This window comes from Stappia sp. ES.058 (genome assembly GCF_900105595.1).
Classification (GTDB): Bacteria; Pseudomonadota; Alphaproteobacteria; order Rhizobiales; family Stappiaceae; genus Stappia.
Window position 1 is genome coordinate 1,098,472 of record NZ_LT629784.1, and the last position, 14,929, is coordinate 1,113,400.

Sequence of the window (14,929 nt, forward strand, 5' to 3'; positions counted from 1 at the left end):
CGTGTGCGTCCGTCGTCAGACACGAACCGGCGTCCCGCTCTTCGCCGCCTGCGTTGCCGCGTCCGCGAGCCGTTGTGCCATCAGACCGTCATGACCGTCCGGCTTGGGCGCGCGCTCGCCTCTGGCGACCGCCAAAAATGCATCCAGTTGCAGCCGGTATGCGGCGGCGTAGCGTTCCAGGAAAAAATTTTGTGTAGGATCGGCGGTGAAGCCCGCACCCGTCGCCAATTCGACGGTGGTTTCCAGCTGGTTTCCCGCGCGCAGCAACCCCTTCTGGCCATGGACCTCGATGCGCTGGTCGTAGCCATAGGTGGCGCGGCGCGAATTCGAGATCTGCGCGATCTTGCCGCTCGCGGTTTTCAGCAGGACGGCTGCGGTGTCGACGTCGCCGGCTTCGCCGATCGCCGGATCGACCAGGCTGGACCCGACCGCATGCACCTCGACCGGCTCCTCGCCGAGCAGAAAACGCGCCATGTCGAAATCATGGATCATCATGTCGCGGAACAACCCGCCGGAGCGTTCGATGTAGGAGACCGGCGGCGGGGAGGGGTCGCGCGACAGGATCGTGACCAGCTCCACCTCGCCGATCTGGCCGTCGTCGATGCGCGCCCGCAGGCTGGCGAAATTGGGGTCAAAGCGGCGGTTGAACCCGATAAACAGCGGCACGCCCGCCGACGTCACCGTTTCCAGCACGCTCTCGATGCGGTCGGCGGACAGGTCGACCGGCTTTTCGCAGAAGATCGCCTTGCCGGCTTTGGCCGCGCGTTCGATGAAATCCGAATGGGTATCGGTGGGCGAGGCGATGAGAACGGCGTTCGATCCGCTCCCCTCCAGCGCCTCGTCGAGGTCGATGACCGGCGCATCGAGCCGCGCGGCAAGCATTTGCGCCGCCTCCGGGCTGGCGTCGCAAATACCTGCGAGCACGACGTCCTTGTGATCGGCCGCACGGGCCGCGAGGTTGGCCGCATGAATCTGCCCGATCCGTCCGGCTCCGATGATTGCGATGGAAAGCACGTCTGGTCCTTTCGAAGAGAATGTATGTTCCATATTGACCGCACCATAGAATTTACGTTTCACTCACGCAAGGTTGCCGCGTTTCCAATGGCGGCGAATTGCCGGGACGCCTGAAGGAGCGAACGGGGACCGCGCCCCGTACAGGTTCGAGGTTTGACGGCCATGCATTTCAACAGGAACAAAAGAGGATTTCATGGCTGAGCCGCACGCGCCACTGGGTGTCGGACTGATTGGAACCGGGTACATGGGCAAATGCCATGCGCTCGCCTGGAACGCCGTTGGAGCCGTGTTCGGCGATGTCGCGCGTCCCAGGCTGGAGATGCTTTGCGAGACCTCCGACGCCTATGCAAGCGCGCGGGCGGAAGAGTTCGGCTTTGCCCGCTCGACAAGCGACTGGCGGGCGCTTGTCTCCGATCCGGCTGTCGATGTCGTGTCGATCACCACGCCGAACGCGTTCCACCCCGAGATGGCGATTGCCGCGCTGCAAGCCGGCAAGCATGTGTGGTGCGAAAAGCCGATGGCACCGGATTTTGCTGATGCACAGGCCATGTGCGCGGCGGCGGAGGCGAGCGGCCGCGTCGCTATCCTCGGGTACAATTACATCCAGAACCCCGCCTTCCGGGAAATCACCCTACTGATTTCGGACGGCGCCATCGGCACCCCGTTCCAGATCCGCGCCGAGATGGACGAGGATTTCATGGCCGACCCGGACACGCCGTTCTTCTGGAAGAATGCCTCCTCTTCCGGCTATGGCGCGCTCGATGATTTTGCTGTCCATCCGCTGTCGCTGATCCAGCGGCTGTTCGGGCGGGTCGACCGCGTCTTTTGCGACATGGCGATGCCGTATCCGCTGCGTCGCGATGAGGCTGGCGAGATGCGGGCGGTCGAGACCCATGACATGGCCAACATGCTTATGCGGCTTGAGGGCGGCATGCAGGCAAGCCTTCAGGTCAATCGCTGCGCCTGGGGCCGCAAGGGGCGTATCGCGCTTCAGGTCTTCGGGTCGAACGGATCGATCCTCTACGACCAGGAGCGCATGAACGAGGTCGAACTTTATCGCGCCGGGGGAGACGCGCGCGAGCACGGTTTCACACGGATCCTGACCGGGCCGCAGCATCCGCCCTACGACCGTTTCATTCCGGCACCGGGACACGGGCTCGGCTTCAACGATCTCAAGGTGGTCGAATGTCGCGAGATTCTGAGCGCCATCGCCGGTGAAGCGTCGAGCGTCGTCTCCTTCGCCGACGGGCTCGAGATCGAGCGTGCCGTGCATGCCGCGGCGCGGTCCTTCGAGGTTGGGGGATGGGTAGACGTTGGCTGATCAGGTAAAGGTCGCGCGGTCTCTGGCGACCTGTTCCGCGATGAAATCGGCGACGACGCGCACGCGGCGCAGGTCGCGCGAGGATTCGTGCAGCACCAGCCAGTAGCTGCGATCGATCACCTGACCGACGAGCACAGGCACCAGCTCTTCGTGATTGCGGGCGATGAACGCATGCAGGATGCCGATGCCCGCGCCCGAGCGCACGGCTTCCGTCTGTCCGAGCGCCGAGGCGATTTCGAAGCGGGGCTGAAAACTTCGGTCGATCTCGTCGGCATAGGCAAGGGCTGCGGAATAAACGAGATCCTCGACATAGCCGACCAGCGCATGGTGCTTGAGATCCTGCGGCGTCTCCGGATGACCCTCGCGCTCCAGGTAGGCCTTTGAGGCGTAGAGGCCAAGGGTGTAGTCGACGAGCTTCTTGGCCACCAGCCGGCCGTGGTCTGGCCGCTCCACGGTGATGGCGATATCCGCCTCCCGTCGCGAGAGTGAGACCGCGCGCGGCACCGGCACGAGTTGAAGCGTCAGCTCCGGGTGCCGGTCGGCCAGTTCGCCGAGCCGTGGTGCCAGGAAGGCAACGCCAAAGCCGTCGGGTGCGCCGATGCGCACGGTGCCGGAAACCGCCACATCCGCACCGCCGATCTCCGTGCGCGCGCCTAGCATTTCCGCTTCGACCCGCTCGGCGGTAGCGAGAAACCGCTCGCCCGCTTCCGTAAGCGCCGATCCGGTGGTGCGTCGGTCGACCAGTTTCACCTTGAGATCCGCCTCGAGGGCCGAGAGCCGGCGGGCGACCGTGGCGTGATTGACCCCGAGGGCCCGTGCGGCGGCCAGCAACTGTCCATGGCGTGCGACGGCAAGGAAGATGCGCGTATCGTCCCAGTTCATGTAGGCTCCGATCAGGACCGCTCGGCGGTATGTATTTCGATTTTTGCACAACGGATGCGGTTTTCCTCACATTGCATCCGACAAAAAACGAAGGCAATACAGGGTCAGCCAAATTTGTCGCCTCAGTGTCGAGGGGACCGCACACGCGAAAATCGCGGCTTGGCCAAAAGGGAGAAACGACCCATGCAGACAATTGGACATTTCATCGGCGGCAAGCACGTCGAAGGTACCTCCGGCCGTCACGCCGACGTCTACAACCCTGCGACCGGCGAAGTGCAGGCCAGGGTCGCGCTGGCCTCGCAGTCGGAACTGCGCGCCGCCGTGGAGAACGCAGCCGCCGCACAGCCGGCCTGGGCAGCGCAGAACCCGCAGAGGCGCGCTCGCGTGCTCATGAAGTTCGTCGCTCTCCTGCACCGCGACATGGACAAGCTCGCCGAGGCGCTGTCGCGCGAGCACGGCAAGACCCTTCCCGACGCAAAGGGTGACGTGATCCGCGGTCTTGAGGTTGCGGAATTTTGCATCGGCGCGCCGCATCTGCTGAAGGGCGAGTTCACCGAGGGTGCCGGTCCGGGCATCGACATGTACTCCATGCGCCAGCCGCTGGGCGTCGTTGCCGGCATCACGCCGTTCAACTTCCCGGCAATGATCCCGATGTGGAAGTTCTGCCCGGCGATTGCCGCCGGCAACGCCTTCATCCTGAAGCCGTCCGAGCGCGATCCGTCCGTGCCGATCATGCTGGCCGAATTGATGCTCGAGGCCGGCCTGCCGGCGGGTATCCTCAACGTCGTCAATGGCGACAAGGAATCTGTCGACGGCATTCTCGACGATCCGGACATCATGGCGGTCGGCTTCGTCGGTTCCACCGCGATCGCCCATTATGTCTATTCGCGGGCCACGGCGACCGGCAAGCGCGCGCAGTGCTTCGGCGGTGCCAAGAACCACATGATCATCATGCCGGATGCCGACATGGACCAGGCTGCCGACGCGCTGATCGGCGCGGGCTATGGCGCGGCCGGCGAACGCTGCATGGCGATCTCCGTTGCGGTTCCGGTGGGCGAGGAAGCCGCCAATGCGCTGATGGAGCGGCTGATCCCGCGCGTCGAAGCGCTGAAGATCGGTCCCTATACGGCCGGCGACGATGTCGATTTCGGTCCGCTGGTGACGGCGCAGGCGCGCGACCGCGTGCTGGGGCTCGTGGAGCAGGGTGTGAAGGACGGGGCGACGCTTGCCGTCGACGGCCGCGACTTTACCATGCAGGGCTATGAGAACGGCTACTTCATGGGCGGCTGCCTGTTCGACAATGTCACCAAGGACATGTCGATCTACAAGGACGAGATCTTCGGACCCGTTCTGTCGGTCGTTCGCGCCAAGGACTATGACGAGGCGCTCGATCTGCCGATGAGCCACGAGTATGGCAACGGAACGGCGATCTACACCCGTGACGGCGATACGGCCCGCGATTTCGCCAGCCGCATCAACATCGGCATGGTCGGCATCAACGTTCCGATCCCCGTGCCGCTCGCCTATCACACCTTCGGCGGCTGGAAGCGCTCCGGCTTCGGCGATCTCAACCAACACGGTCCGGACGCGTTCAAGTTCTACACGCGCACCAAGACGGTTACGTCGCGCTGGCCGTCTGGCCTCAAGGACGGTGCCGAATTCGTCATTCCGACGATGAAGTGAGCCCCGGTCGGGCGAACGCGGATCGAGGGTAAGCGGGCGCCAGCCCGTGGTCCGAGACCGCCAGCCGGGTTCGCGACAATACGCAGGCCTCCCGGTCCGACCGGGAGGCCTTTTTCTATCTGCGTTCCGGTTTTTCCTCAAAACGGCCGCGGTCTGGCTCCGGTTTGCTGTTCCGCTCAACTCCCGATAATGTGCCGGCAATTCAAGGTTCCCGTTGGGGGCGGGCGCCGATTTTCCATGAGGGTTAGATGACGCAGCGTGAAGTTGTTCTGGTCTCGGGTGTGCGCACGGCAATCGGGAGTTTTGGGGGCGCGTTGAAGAGCGCGCCGCCGAGTGAACTGGGCGCAAAGGTCGCCGCCGAGGCGATCCGGCGCTCGCGCGTTGCCGCGACCGACATCGGCCACGTTGTCTTCGGCCATGTGATCAACACCGAGCCCCGGGACATGTATCTTGCGCGCGTTGCCGCCGTGGAGGCCGGCATTCCGGTCGAGACGCCGGCGCTGACGGTCAACCGCCTTTGCGGGTCGGGCGCGCAGGCGATTGTGTCTGCCGCGCAGTCGATCCTGCTCGGCGATACCGACTATGCGCTTGCAGGTGGTGCGGAATCCATGAGCCGCGCGCCCTATGCCTCGCCCGGCGCGCGCTTCGGCGTGAAGATGGGCGATGCAACCATGCATGACATGATGCTCGGTGCGCTGAACGATCCCTTTGGCGGCGGACACATGGGCGTGACGGCGGAAAACGTCGCCGAACGCTACACCATCAGCCGCGAGGCACAGGATGCGTTGGCCGTCGACAGCCAGCAACGGGCCGGGATCGCCATTCGCGACGGCCGGTTCGTCGACCAGATCCTGCCCATCGAGGTCCGCGCCGGGCGCGAGACGGTAGCCTTTGCGACCGACGAACACCCGCGCCCGGACACCTCGCCCTCCACGCTGAGCGCTCTTCGGCCCGTGTTTCGCAAGGACGGCTCCGTGACGGCTGGCAATTCGTCCGGCATCAACGATGGTGCCGCCGCGGTTGTTCTGGCCGAGCGGTCGCTGGCCGAGGCGCGCGGCCTGACGCCGATGGCGCGGCTGATCGGCTATGCCCACGCCGGTGTATCTCCGGATGTCATGGGGATCGGTCCCGTTCCGGCCGTGCAGAAGCTGTTCGAGAAGACCGGCATGACGGCGGCGGATTTCGACGTGATCGAATCCAACGAGGCCTTCGCGGCGCAGGCCTGCGCGGTGATGCGCGAACTGGGCCTGCCCTCCAATCGGGTCAACCCGAATGGCGGCGCCATTGCGCTCGGTCACCCGGTCGGTGCCACGGGTTGCATTCTCACGGTCAAGGCGATGTACGAACTGGAGCGCACCGGCGGGCGCTACGCGCTTGTGACCATGTGCATCGGCGGCGGGCAGGGCATCGCGCTCGCCCTGGAGAACCTGAGCGCGGCGTGAGGCGCCAGGCTGGACCCCGCCGTGGACACGGGGACTTGAAGGGCCGGTCTCAGGCCGCCCCTTCAAGCCTGGTCTCGAAGACTTCCTGCGGATAGCCGTTGGCCACGAGCAGATCCCGGACGCGGGCATAGAACACCTGATAGCCTTCGCAATAGGCAGACGGGTTGTCGAACCCGCCGTCCCGCGAATACCGGTTCTCGACATCGCCGCCGCGACACAGGCTTGCCCACGCGCAGCCTTCGCATCTGCTTGGCAACCTGTGCAGGCCGGCTTTGGCCTCAAGTGCGCGCACGAGCGTCAGATGGTCCCGCAGCGGAGTGTCGTCGACAGATGTCTGCGGCAATTTGCGGTACCAGGATAGCGCGGGAATATAGGAATCGTTCAGCGCGATGCTTCCGTCGCTCTGGACGACGACGATCTGCACGGTCTCGCTGCGCATCGGGCCGCCCAGACGAAAACGGGCGAGCGTTCGGTCGATCTGGCGCACGAACACCGAGGCATCGTCTTCCTTGAGCCACGCCTCGAAGACGTCGGCAAGTTGCTGCCCGTAGGCAGCTGCGGTTTCGTCTTCTCCGGTGAACCCGTCGTCGCGTGATCGGTCGGGCAGCAGGAAACTCATCTCGCGAATGCCCATCTCGCGGAAACCGCGGTAGATCCCGCAAAGATCGTTGCGCCAGTCCAGCACCGAAATCGTCGAGGGACCGAGTCCCCGCTCGCCGGCCGACCAGGCCACCAGACGCTCCAGATTGTGGCGCGTCTTTGCGAAGGTCGACCGCCCGCGTTTGTCGAGGCGATGCCGGTCATGGGCGAGCCGGTCGCCGTCGATGCTGACGCCGACATGGACGCGGTGCCGGGAAAAGGCCTCGAGCCAGGCGGGCGAAAGGATCGTTCCGTTGGTCTGGATCGCGAAGCCGAGGGAGGCATGCGGTTCGATTGCCGCGCGCAGCGATGCGCAGATGCGGTCGAAAATACGTGGCTTCAAGAGCATCGGTTCGCCGCCGTGAAAGGACACCAGAACCTTTTCGATCCCGAGGTCTTGGCAGCCCTGCGCAATCCACTGGCCGACCGCCTCGGCCCGGTCCGGATCGACGACCGGCGGGCGCGCGAGAGCGCGCGTGTCGCCCATGTTGAAATAATAACAATAGTCGCAGTCGATGTTGCAGCGTTCGGCGACCTTGAAGACCACCTGCAACGTATCGACAAAGGGACGGTCCGCAGTGTGAGGCGTCATGTTGACCTCCCTGAGACGGCAGCACGGGCACGGCCCGCGCAACGCCGGTTGGTCCGGGAAGAGACGGGGTGTTCGCGGGGCCGTGAAGCGATTGTCTTGCGCAAGGGCATGCGCAGGGCGCAGCCGACGGCAAGCGTCCGAAATCAGGGGCTTTGATTGTAGGAGCCGCTGCCCTGATCGTGATAGCCGCCTGTTTGCGTGTAGTCCCCGTTGGACTGTCCGTAATAATCGTCCCCGTTTGTCCGTACGACGCCGACCGGCGAAAGCAGGCCGTCGATAATGCCCTGGCCGATAGCCTTTCGCAGGTCTTCCTCGCGTTTCAGCCTGTCCGTCTGTTTCTTGTCGGGGGTTTTTCCGTCGGGTGCTTTGGCCATATCCTGTCTCCCTGGTTGGGTTGTCCGATCCCGCGTTTAACGGATGCCTCCGAAGCTGGTGAATGGCCTCGTTGCAACCTGCAGGAACGTGCAAGCCGTTCGCGGCCCGGCCCGTGCCGGGCGGTGACGTAAAGGAATGTCAAAAGCTTGCATCTGGAATTGTGAGCAATACGCGTTTGACTGGTCAATACGTAGGAATACACTCGCCTTCCTGTGGCAAGGATGCGTTTGCCCGCTTCTGGCCGGACCTGGTCCCGCGGCCGTCGGCGTCAGGTCGATGCCTTTATGGCCCGACCTGATAGGGATGCGCCCGGTTTGCAGACCGGTTGTGACGGCGGTCTGTCGCAGGTCAGCCGCAGACCGCAGTGACCTGGATTTCCATGCCGGTCTTGTTCTTGAACGGAACGAGTTCGTAGCTTCGGTCCTTGAAAGTCTGGCGCTGCGTCCCCCAAATGCGCTCGCGACCGATCTGGTTGACCGCGACGCTGTTGAAACTCGGATCGAAAAGCGCCTCCACCCCGGGCAGGGGCCCGGGCCGCACCCTGTAGGTCCGCATGTTCTTTTTGTCGGAGAGCATGTTGTAGCCCAGCATGCGAAACTCCGCGTTCTCCTTGCAGGGGTTCGACAGCCGGATTCCCATGCCGGGGCCGCGCGTGTCGAGGCGTTTCATGGGCCGCACCGTCATGCGGTTGCGCGGCAGGTCGGTGCCGTCTTTTGCAGCGCGCAGCAGTTGCAGATCACCGTGCGAAAGGCTTCTGGCGTGGCGGATGGTCTTGCCCGCCCGCCTCTGCGATGTGGAGAAACCGGCGAAGTACATCTTGCCGTTGTCGTGCGGCGCGCGGATCGGCCCCGATCTCGGTCCGGTATCGGGTCCGCAGGCCGGATCTGCGCTGAGGGGGAGGGACTGTCTCGCGTCCGGTGCGTCGGCGTCTTCGGGCAGCCAGTATCGGCAGACCAGCGCCTTTCGGCGGAACCGGTCGGGGGTCCTCAAGGACATTCCGTGTAACGCGAGGACCGGAGGTGCCGAGGTTTCGCTGATCCGCCAGAAGCCCGAGCGCCCGATCGCCTTTGGCGCGGGGGCCGCGAATTCGGCAAGGGCGATGGTGGCCGTGTCGGTGTCGCCGAGGTACCCCGGCCAGACATGCAGGGCCTTCACATCCAGTCGATGCAACCGCGAAAAACCGGGTACTTCGCCCCGTTCTCCGCGTTCGTCGCGGGCGACGATGGGGCGCAGAGCCTGAAACGACATCCGCATGTCGCCCTGTTCGCCGTATTCGGCGATGGCCGGCTCATAGCACATGGTGGAGATTGCCGCGAAGCGATCCGAGACCGCGACCGCCGCGCAATCCAGAGGCGACCGGTCGCCGCGTTCGATGCGCAGGACGCCGAGCCCGACGAAGCGCGGCGCGTCGATCCAGCCCAGACGCTGGTCCCCGAAGTCGCGCGCGCTCATGACAGCCTCCGACAGCGGACCGGTGTAGGACGCGGGGCCGGCGGAGGCCGACGCGGCGGCGGCATCGGACGATGTCCGGGACGTTGTCGCGCGAGGCGATGCGCCCGTCGTGCTCAGCGCCTGCAGCAAATCCTCGCCGAACAGCGGATAGGCGAGCGCCAGTGCGACGAGGGCGGCGGCGATCCCGATGAACGGGCCGCGCCTGTTCCCACTGTCTCGGCGGGGCGGAAGGTCCGATGCGGTGTCGGGCCCGGCCCGGTCCGTGGATTCCGCGGCGGCGTCGCCGGGCGGGGGTGAGGGATGACCGGCGGCCTCCTCCCATTCGCCGTCGACCACACCGTCGTTGACTTCTGCGATGACGACGAGCGCACGCGGGTTTGCCAGACTGTCGCCCACCCCGGCGGCGATCTGGGTGACCGTGCCGGCGAGTGGAGAGCGCATCGCAAGGGTCTTGCCTGATGCCGTTTTCAGGATCAGCAGCACTGTTCCCGCTTCGACCGTATCGCCCTGACGGACCCGGACCTCCTCGATCCGGAGGGGAAAGAGCGTCGTGTCCCGCGGGCTGAACACCTGTCTCGACTTCTCCGCAACCAATCCTTCGTTCCTTTCGGGCGCCGGGCTGTCATCTTGCCTTATTTACCTGCCCTGCAAGGACTTTTTCGTCAACCGGGAGGCGTCGGCTCTTCGCCAGACGGGCTTTCCTGCCTACATTGTCTTTGCGAGCAAGTGAGCGGAGGTGTCATGGTCCGGTATTCGACGATCGCGTTTCTCGGGGCGTTCTGCCTTGCGGCGATCCCCGCGCGCGCCGAGATTCCCTCCTTCACGCTTGAGACGGCTGCGGATCATCCGCTTGCCGGCAAGGTCTGGTCGCGCGCGGACGGCGACTTCGTGTCGGCCGAAGCGGTCGAACGGGCTGTGCGCGACGCGCGTTATGTGCTTCTTGGCGAGATCCACGACAATCCGGACCATCATGCGCTTCAGGCCTATTTGCTGGGCGCGGCTGCGGCGGACGGGCGTCGCCCGGCTGTGGTTCTGGAAATGGTCCCGCGCGACCGGCAGGAGCGGATCGAGGCTCATCTCGCCGCAACGCCGGCGGACGCGGCTGGGTTCGGCGCGGCGGTCGGCTGGTCGGAACTGGGCTGGCCGGACTATGCGATCTACCGGCCCATTCTGGAAACGGCTCTGGCCGCCGGCCTTCCGATCGTCGCCGGCGATGCGCCGCGCGCGGAGCGTCGCGTGCTGGCAAGGGAGGGGCTGGAGAGCCTCGGCGCGCGGAGGATTGCGGGTCTCGCCCTGGAAAACCCGCTCGGCGCGGCGGAAGACGCCCGGCTGCTCGACACGCTGTTCGACGGCCATTGCGGATTGATGCCGCGCGCCGCGCTTGCGCCGCTTGTCGCGGTGCAGCGGTTGCGCGATGCGACGCTGGTCGACGCGATGATCGCAGCCGATGCCGCAGGCGCCGACGGTGCGGTGCTGATCGCTGGTGCAGGACATGTGCGCAAGGATTTCGGCGTGCCGCGCTATCTGGCGTGGCGCGACGCTGCTGCTCCGGTCGTTGCGGTTGGCTTCGTAGAGGTCCGCGCGGATGCGACGCAGCCGCAGGACTACGCGGCGGTCGGCGACGATGGCGAGGCGCTCTACGACTACGTCTGGTTCACGCCCGGACGCGGGGCCGCGCGCGGCGACCCTTGCGCGAAGTTGGAAAAGCGGTTCGAGGACGCCCGCAAGCAGCAGTGATGCCGGGGCAGGCTCAGGACGAGCGGCGCGTCGTTGCCGGATCGGCCTCTGAGGCCGGATTTGCGGGATCAGCCGTATCGGCTGGTATCTCCGCTTCCTTCGGCGGCGTGTCATAGGCGCTGAGGCGGCGCGCCGCGACCTTCTTGCGGGCCCGGCGCATGCGCAGCCGGTTTGCTGCGCGCTTGCCCATGCGATTGAGATCCTGCCGCGAGAAGAAGAACGGCAGCACCGGCTCCTCCGGTTCCACATGTTCAACCGCAAGCCCGACGCCGGTGATCCCGTGGTCGTCGTTGATGTCGCGCACCACAAGATCGATGTCGCCATAGGGCACGCGGTCGGTCGGCTCGATGTCGTCGCCAAGCTCGCGCTCCATCACCTGCTTGAGCGTCAGCTCGGCATCGCGGCGTTCCACGCGGAACCCGTAGGCTGCGCCAACGTCGGCAATCCGTGTCGCCGGATCGAGCGGAAAGTCGCCGAAGAGCGCCGGGTCATGCTCGTCTTCCGGCGCGCCCGCGAAGAGCGCGTCGAGCACCGGCACCTGTCGCGCGTTGGTGAGAATATAGACGCGGTCACCCGCTTCGGGGCGTCCGGCCTTCTGCAAGCGGATGGTCTTGCCGTTCCTGAGGATCAGCGAGGGTCGGGCCCAGCGGGGAATGCGCGCGCCGCGCGCCACCGCACTTGCCGGGTGCACCCTGTAGCAGACGATTTCATGGTCGAGCCCGCCCGGCAGTTCCAGTTCGATGCGCTCCACCGGACCGCGCCTGGCCGGCACGATCAGCTTCAGCCATTTCGCCATCGGGCGGATCGTCCAGCCCTGCAGCACCAGCGAGGCCAGCACGATCAGGAAGGTGACGTTGAAGATCGCCTGGGCGTTGGGTAATTCCGCGATCAGCGGCAGGATCGCGAGCAGGATGGAGACCGCGCCGCGCAGGCCGACCCAGGAGACGAAGGCGATTTCCGCGCGCGTGAAGCCGAAGGGCAGCAGGCAAAGCCAGACCGCCAGAGGGCGCGCCAGAAACATCAAAACCGCGGCGAGAACCAGGCCGGGGAGAGCAACCTCGCCGAATTGCGATGGCGTCGCCAAAAGGCCCAGCGTCACGAACATGCCGATCTGCCCGAGCCAGGTCATCCCGCCCTGAAAGTTCTTCAGCGCGGGCTGCTGGCGGATGCGGACATTGCCGCAGGTGATGCCGGCGACATAGACGGCGAGGAACCCGCTGCCGCCGGCAAGCGAGGTCGCCCCCGACAAGGCCAACGCCAAAGCGAGCACGACGATCGGGTAGAGCGCCGGCTCCAGATTGACCCGGTTGACGAGTTGCACGATGGCGTAGCCGCCGGCGAGCCCCGCGGCGAGGCCGATGCCCATCTGCTGGACGAATTGCAGGGCAAGTCCGCCGGCGGTGCCGCTGTCGAAGTCGAGCGCGCCCGCCGTGATCATGCTCACCAGCGTCATCGTGAGGAAGATGGCCATCGGATCGTTCGATCCTGATTCCACCTCCAGCGTGGCGGAGATCATCTCGCGCAGGTGCACCCCGCCGACCCTTAGCAGAAAAAACACGGCCGCCGCATCGGTCGAGCCGACGATGGCACCGAGCAGCAGGCCCTCTACCCACGACCAGCCGAACAGGAGATGCGCCGCCGTCCCGACCACAGCCGAGGTGATGCCGACGCCGAGCGTCGCCAGCATGAGCGCCGGCGCGGCGGCGAGCCGAAACGTCGACAGCCGCGTCCGAAAACCGGAATCGAACAGGATGATCGCAAGCGCGATAGAGCCGATGAAATAGGCGGCGCGTGCGTCGGAAAAGGCGATCCCGCCGGGGCCGTCCTTGCCGGCCGCGATGCCGACGAGGAGGAACACCAGCAGCAATGGCGCGCCGACGCGGAAACTGACGAGCGACGTGAACACCGACACGGCAACGAGACCGGCAGCGATCAGGATCACGAGGTTCAGCGTTTCAAGCATCCGGGGCGGCCCTGCCCCTTGCGTCGGGGGCGTGTCGAGGGAATCGTGCAATTCTCCCGACTATACGGCAATTCGGGCCCGAATTGCGTTCGCCTCAGGCGGCGGCGCGCCGCGTTGCGGCGGCGGCACTGCTGCGGGCAGGTGTTGCCGCGCCGCTCGCGAAGATCCGGCCGAACCGGTTCGCGAGGAACGTCTCCAGCGCGATGTCCTCCTGTTTGAGGAAGCCGCGCGTCGCGATCTTGCCCGAGCGCAGCAGGTCGAGCGTGGTGCAGACGCCGGCCGATGTCGTGCTCTGGATCGCCGACCATGTGTCGCCGGCAAACTCCTGCGCCGTCACCCGGTAGACGGCAGATTCCTGCTCATGCAGGTCGCCCTTCGTTCCCGAGGCGGTGATGAAGATCAGCACCACGTCCTGCCGTGTCATCGGCACGGCGGTTTCCATCACGTCGCGCATCAGATCGCGGCGGTTCTTCAGCCCGAGATCCTGGAGCAGCATGCGCATGATGTCGCGATGGCCTGGGTAGCGCGTCGTGAGATAGCGCAGGTTCTTGACCTTGCCGGCCAGCGTCTCGCTGAGCGAACCGAGACCGCCGGAGGTGTTGAACGCCTCGTAGGTCACGCCGTCGAGGGTGAAGGTCTCATGGCCCTCAAGCGGCTGGACCAGCGTCGGTTGACCGTCGACCACGGCCTCGCACGGTTCGCAATACTCGTTGATCAGCCCGTCGGTCGACCAGGTTAGATTGTACTTCAGCGCATTGGTGGGAAAGCGCGGCAGCGCGCCGACCCGCATGGTCAGCGTGTCGAGGGCATCGAAGCGCCTGGCGAGATCATGGCCGGCAATGGACACGAAGCCCGGCGCCAGCCCGCATTGCGGCGCGAAAGCGGTCTCGGCTCCTTCGGCGAGTGCGCGCACGGCCCTGGTGGAGGCGACGTCCTCGGTCAGATCCAGGAAATGCGTCCCGGCGCGTTTGGCCGCGCGGGCGATCGTCTCGGTCAGGAAGAAGGGGGCGGCGGACAGGACCGCCTTCGTGTCCGCAAGGGCGGCGACGAGCGCGTCTTCATCGGCAACATCGACCTCTTTCGTCGCGACGCCCGGACGGGCGGAAGCCGCAAGGGCTGCGGTGTCGCGGTCGGCGATGGTGACGGCGTAGTCGCCCGTGTCGGCGAGCATCGCGGCAAGCGCGCGGCCGATTTTGCCCGCGCCGACGATAAGAACTGGCCAGGTGCTCATGGGTGTTTCCTCCTGAAAAGCGTTGATTTCTAGGAGGTTACGTTCGCGCTGGTTCGCGTGGGAGGGGCAATTCCGTCGGATGTTCGGGCTTTTCCGTTGTTTTGACGGGCTTTTCGGCAAATTGCCGGATCAACCGCCGGCAAGCGTCGGCACGGGGCTGCGGTCGAACTTCGAGGCGAGCACGATGGAGGAGCGCGAGCGCTGCACGCCGGGGATGCCGGCGATGTCGTCGAGCGCCTCGTCGAGATCTTCCAGCTGCGGCGCCTCGACGACGAGGCAGATGTCGAATTCGCCGGAGACGGTCAGACAGGTCCGGATTTCCGGAAATGTTTCCAGTCGCTTGAGCGTCTGGCGAACCTGCTGCTGCTCGACCGCCAGCATGACCAGCGCGCGCACCGGATTGTCCTGCGCCGGGCGCGAGAGAACGGCCGTATAGCCAGTGATAACGCCGGTGCGTTCCAGCCGCGCGATCCGCTCATGCACGGTGGAACGGGCAACGCCGAGCTTGCGGGCGAGATCGGATGTCGGCATGCGCGCGTTCATCTGAAGGAGCGCGACAAGCTTCTTGTCGAGGGAATCGCGGGGTGTTGCCATGACA

At 65.6% G+C, this 14,929-nt stretch carries 12 protein-coding genes; 4 read left to right on the forward strand and 8 right to left on the reverse strand.

Going from position 1 to position 14,929, the window contains the following annotated elements; all coding sequences use genetic code 11:
- Positions 1-15: 15 nt before the first annotated feature.
- Positions 16-1,014: an inositol 2-dehydrogenase gene (iolG, locus tag BLU32_RS05185; RefSeq protein ID WP_093810627.1), complete on the reverse strand. Its 999-nt coding sequence runs from the start codon at positions 1,012-1,014 to the stop codon at positions 16-18.
- 193 nt (positions 1,015-1,207) lie between these two features.
- Here iolG and BLU32_RS05190 point away from each other — a divergent pair, with 193 nt between their 5' ends.
- On the forward strand, positions 1,208-2,335 hold the full coding sequence (locus BLU32_RS05190; protein ID WP_093805290.1) for a Gfo/Idh/MocA family protein: 1,128 nt from the start codon (positions 1,208-1,210) through the stop codon (positions 2,333-2,335).
- Here BLU32_RS05190 and BLU32_RS05195 read toward each other — a convergent pair whose 3' ends face one another.
- Positions 2,336-3,217 carry a LysR family transcriptional regulator gene (locus BLU32_RS05195; protein WP_093805291.1) on the reverse strand — a complete coding sequence of 294 codons (882 nt, stop codon included), beginning with the start codon at positions 3,215-3,217 and terminating at the stop codon, positions 2,336-2,338.
- Between the two features lie 183 nt (positions 3,218-3,400).
- Between BLU32_RS05195 and BLU32_RS05200 the strand changes: the two genes are divergently transcribed.
- Together BLU32_RS05200 and BLU32_RS05205 are read left to right on the forward strand one after the other, a co-directional pair.
- Positions 3,401-4,900 carry a CoA-acylating methylmalonate-semialdehyde dehydrogenase gene (locus BLU32_RS05200; RefSeq protein ID WP_093805292.1) on the forward strand — a complete coding sequence of 500 codons (1,500 nt, stop codon included), beginning with the start codon at positions 3,401-3,403 and terminating at the stop codon, positions 4,898-4,900.
- A 248-nt stretch (positions 4,901-5,148) separates the two neighbouring features.
- Positions 5,149-6,342 carry an acetyl-CoA C-acyltransferase family protein gene (locus BLU32_RS05205; protein WP_093805293.1) on the forward strand — a complete coding sequence of 398 codons (1,194 nt, stop codon included), beginning with the start codon at positions 5,149-5,151 and terminating at the stop codon, positions 6,340-6,342.
- A 49-nt stretch (positions 6,343-6,391) separates the two neighbouring features.
- Here the strand turns inward: BLU32_RS05205 and BLU32_RS05210 are convergent, their stop codons facing one another.
- From BLU32_RS05210 to BLU32_RS05220, 3 genes are all read right to left on the reverse strand, one after another.
- On the reverse strand, positions 6,392-7,573 hold the full coding sequence (locus tag BLU32_RS05210; RefSeq protein WP_197673703.1) for a radical SAM protein: 1,182 nt from the start codon (positions 7,571-7,573) through the stop codon (positions 6,392-6,394).
- 143 nt (positions 7,574-7,716) lie between these two features.
- A complete protein-coding gene (locus tag BLU32_RS05215; protein WP_093805294.1) occupies positions 7,717-7,947 on the reverse strand; it encodes a hypothetical protein in 231 nt (76 codons plus the stop codon).
- A 349-nt stretch (positions 7,948-8,296) separates the two neighbouring features.
- Entirely contained in the window at positions 8,297-9,970 is a 1,674-nt protein-coding gene (locus tag BLU32_RS05220; protein ID WP_157727511.1) for a hypothetical protein, read from the reverse strand.
- A gap of 171 nt (positions 9,971-10,141) precedes the next feature.
- On the opposite strand from BLU32_RS05220, the gene BLU32_RS05225 reads away from it, so the two are divergent.
- Positions 10,142-11,137, forward strand: coding sequence for a ChaN family lipoprotein (locus BLU32_RS05225; protein ID WP_093805296.1), 996 nt, complete (start codon positions 10,142-10,144; stop codon positions 11,135-11,137).
- Between the two features lie 13 nt (positions 11,138-11,150).
- Here the strand turns inward: BLU32_RS05225 and BLU32_RS05230 are convergent, their stop codons facing one another.
- From BLU32_RS05230 to BLU32_RS05240, 3 genes are all read right to left on the reverse strand, one after another.
- Positions 11,151-13,100 carry a potassium/proton antiporter gene (locus tag BLU32_RS05230; RefSeq protein ID WP_093805297.1) on the reverse strand — a complete coding sequence of 650 codons (1,950 nt, stop codon included), beginning with the start codon at positions 13,098-13,100 and terminating at the stop codon, positions 11,151-11,153.
- A gap of 94 nt (positions 13,101-13,194) precedes the next feature.
- Complete coding sequence (locus tag BLU32_RS05235; RefSeq protein WP_093805298.1) at positions 13,195-14,331, reverse strand: saccharopine dehydrogenase family protein; 1,137 nt, start codon at positions 14,329-14,331, stop codon at positions 13,195-13,197.
- A gap of 129 nt (positions 14,332-14,460) precedes the next feature.
- Positions 14,461-14,925 carry an Lrp/AsnC family transcriptional regulator gene (locus BLU32_RS05240; protein ID WP_093805299.1) on the reverse strand — a complete coding sequence of 155 codons (465 nt, stop codon included), beginning with the start codon at positions 14,923-14,925 and terminating at the stop codon, positions 14,461-14,463.
- Between the last annotated feature and the right edge of the window lie 4 nt (positions 14,926-14,929).